Annotated in this window: 2 protein-coding genes; both read right to left on the reverse strand. The window is 73.9% G+C overall.

Translation table 11 applies throughout. From position 1 onward, the window contains the following. Positions 1 to 162: 162 nt before the first annotated feature. Positions 163 to 780, reverse strand: a complete 618-nt coding sequence (locus tag G7A99_RS17600; RefSeq protein ID WP_163142600.1) for a YdbL family protein — start codon at positions 778 to 780, stop codon at positions 163 to 165. A 32-nt stretch (positions 781 to 812) separates the two neighbouring features. Then, positions 813 to 2,806, reverse strand: a 1,994-nt coding sequence (locus G7A99_RS17605) for a hypothetical protein (protein WP_163142603.1), incomplete at its 5' end; no start/stop codon positions are given.

Below are 2,806 nucleotides of genomic sequence, written 5' to 3' on the forward strand. Positions count from 1 at the left end.
CTTCGTCACGGTAACGGGACGGCGCTGCCATGACCTCTCCTCCATTGGTCTGACCAATGCACCATAGCAGACCGGGGAGCCGAAAGGAAAACGCCCGTGCATTGGGCACGGGCGTTGGCGGCGGCTTCGGGAGGCGGCCCCGTCAGCCGGGCCGCCGGCGGGTCATTTGCGGACCCACTTGCCGCTGTCGTTCTGGTAGTACCAGCCGTTGCGGGCGTTGCGCACCCAGCGCTCGGCGAAGACCCCGCGGATGCGCTGCTCCCATTCGGGGTGATCGTTGGCGACGGCGATCTCCCGGTACAGGGCGTTGCGGTCCGCGTTCTCGGCGGAGACGAGCTGGCGGACGCTGCCCCGCGCGGCGAGCGGCACGCTGTTGAGGTCACGCACCGCGACCAGGGCGTCCTGGGTGAGCCCGACGGCACCGGACTCGTAGTACGGGCGCAGCCGGGCGAAGCGGTTCTCCATGCTCGCGGTCAGGCGTTTGACCGCGGGTGAGGAGATGTCGATGCGGGGTTCCTGGGCGTGGGCGGGGGAGATCACCGTGTCGAGCAGGCGTATCGCCAGGGGGCGTTCCGCTCCGGGGGCACGCCCCTGGGTGTCGTCGCCCCCGGGGGCCTGCTCGCGCGTCGGCGGGGCGCCGTCCTCCGGACCCCAGACGTCCTTGATGATGCGGTCGGCGGCCTTCTCCGCGGCGACCGCCGGGAAGTACACATTGATGGTCACACAGGCGGCGAGCAGCATGAACAGCGGCACGAGGCCCAGGCGCTTGATCGCGGTCACGGCGGGTCTCCTTCGTCGTCGTGGCGTCGGGTCTACTCTACCACCGGTGCGCCGCCGGCGGTCACGCCTGCGAGCTGGCGGATGAAGGTCGACCAGCTGACCCGGTCGACGTGCCCGATCACGTCCACGCGGGGGACGCTCGCACCCTCGACGATGTAGTAGCCGTTCTCCGCCGGGCCGACACCCCGCATCAGGCATACATCGCCGGAGAGGCGGCAGCCGAGCCCCAGGCGGGCGTAGCCGAAGGCGTCGAACACGCTGAGCAGCCCGCGGGAGAGGGCGCCGGCCGCACCGCTGCCGCCGATGCTCGACAGCGCCTCGATCGCCCGCTGACTGATCCGGTGGGGCACCGGGTCGTCCACCGGCGTGTGGAACCAGGCGTCGAAGGCGGCAGGCTGCCAGCCCACCAGGCGCAGCCCGGTGACGCGGCCCTCCAGCGTGCCGGTGATGCGGCCGAACTCGAACGCCGTCGTCAGCGTCTCCAGGTCCAGGCCCTGTGCCGTCATCTCCCCCGTGAGCCGCGGTGCCACACCGAAGGGGTCGGAGAGTACCAGGTCCTGGAGGCGGATGAGGCCCTTGAAGGCCTCGATGCGCAGGGTCCCGGCGACGCTCGCGGTGCCGTTGGCGTAGCGCAGGGTCGGCAGCTCGCCGGAGAGGGTGCCGCCGAACCGCGGCCAGCCCAGGGCCTGGGTCACCGGGCCAAGGCTGATGGGGGTCACCCGCGCGTCCAGGGCGGCGGCGGGGTTATCGCCGGCGAGCCCGGACAGCGCGAGCCGCTCCACCGCCAGCGCGCCGTCCGCGATGGGGACGCGCAGGGGCGCAAGGAGCCTGCCGCCATCGCCGTGGAGCAGGGCCCGCGCGTCGAACGCCCCGACCGGGACGCCGTGGAGGCTGCCCCCCTGCACGCTCAGGCGGCTCGCCGCAGGCGCGTCGAGGTCGCCGGCCCGCCAGTCCAGCCGGGCCTCGAGCCCGTTGAGCCGGTAGTCGGCACCGTCGAGACCGAGGCCGGTGAGGCGCAGGTTCACGCTCCGGAACGCCCCGTCGGCGAACGCCGCGCGAAGCGTGGCGGTGCCGTCACCGCCCACCTCGGGGAGGCCGCCGCCGGTGAGGAACGGGCGGGCATAGGTGGTGTAGGCCGCCGGCAGGCTCAGGGTCAACGGCGTGACGCCCGCGGCGACGATGCCCCGGCCGCTCTCCCAGGTAAGGGTGCCCTGACCGCTGACGAGGCCGGGCTGGTCTACGCGCAGCCGGGAGAGATGGACGCTGTCGAGGGTCTCGGGGACAGTGAGGTCGGTTCGCAGGGTCAGTGGGTGGGCGGCGAGGTCCACGAAGACCGGGTCGCTGTAGACCTGCCCGCCGTCGAGCGCCGCCTCCGTCTGGCCGAACCAGTCGCCGTCGCCGCCGCGTGCCGCCCAGGACAGGCGGCCCGCCACGCCCTCGGCGGCCTGCAGGCCGCTCGCGCTGCCGCCGGACAGCCCGTCCAGCACGATCTCGCCGGCGGTGCGCAGTACACCGGCGGCGTCGCCGGAGAAGGTCGCGTTGACCGAGACGGTGCCGCCGCCGGCCTGCCAGCCACGAACCGCATCGCCGGCGAGGGCGAGAATGGCGCCCGGTGCCAGGCCGTTGCCCTGGGCGTTCACCCGCCAGCCGCCCGGCCCGTAGTGTGCCGCGACCCGAAGGCCGGAGCCGCCGACCGGGAGCGAGGGCAGGGTGACGTCCAGCGTGCCGGCGTCCCGGCGCCAGGTGACCGCCGCGTCGGCCGTGACAGTGCCGACCGGTGCCCAGGTGGCGCCCAGCCGGGCGCCGGGACAGGTGAGGCGGCCTGCATCCAGCCGCGCTGCCGGACAGTCGATCCGGACATCCGTGAGCGGTGGCCGGTCCCCGGGCAGGTCGAGGCGGTCGATGATCACGGTCAGGGTGCCGCCGGCCAACCCGTGGCTCAGCCGTGCCCCGTGGACGACGGCGCCGCCCACGGCCGCGCGGCCGACGTCGACGGCGAACGTCTCGACGGCGCTGCTGACGGTGG

Source organism: Arhodomonas sp. KWT (assembly GCF_010993615.1).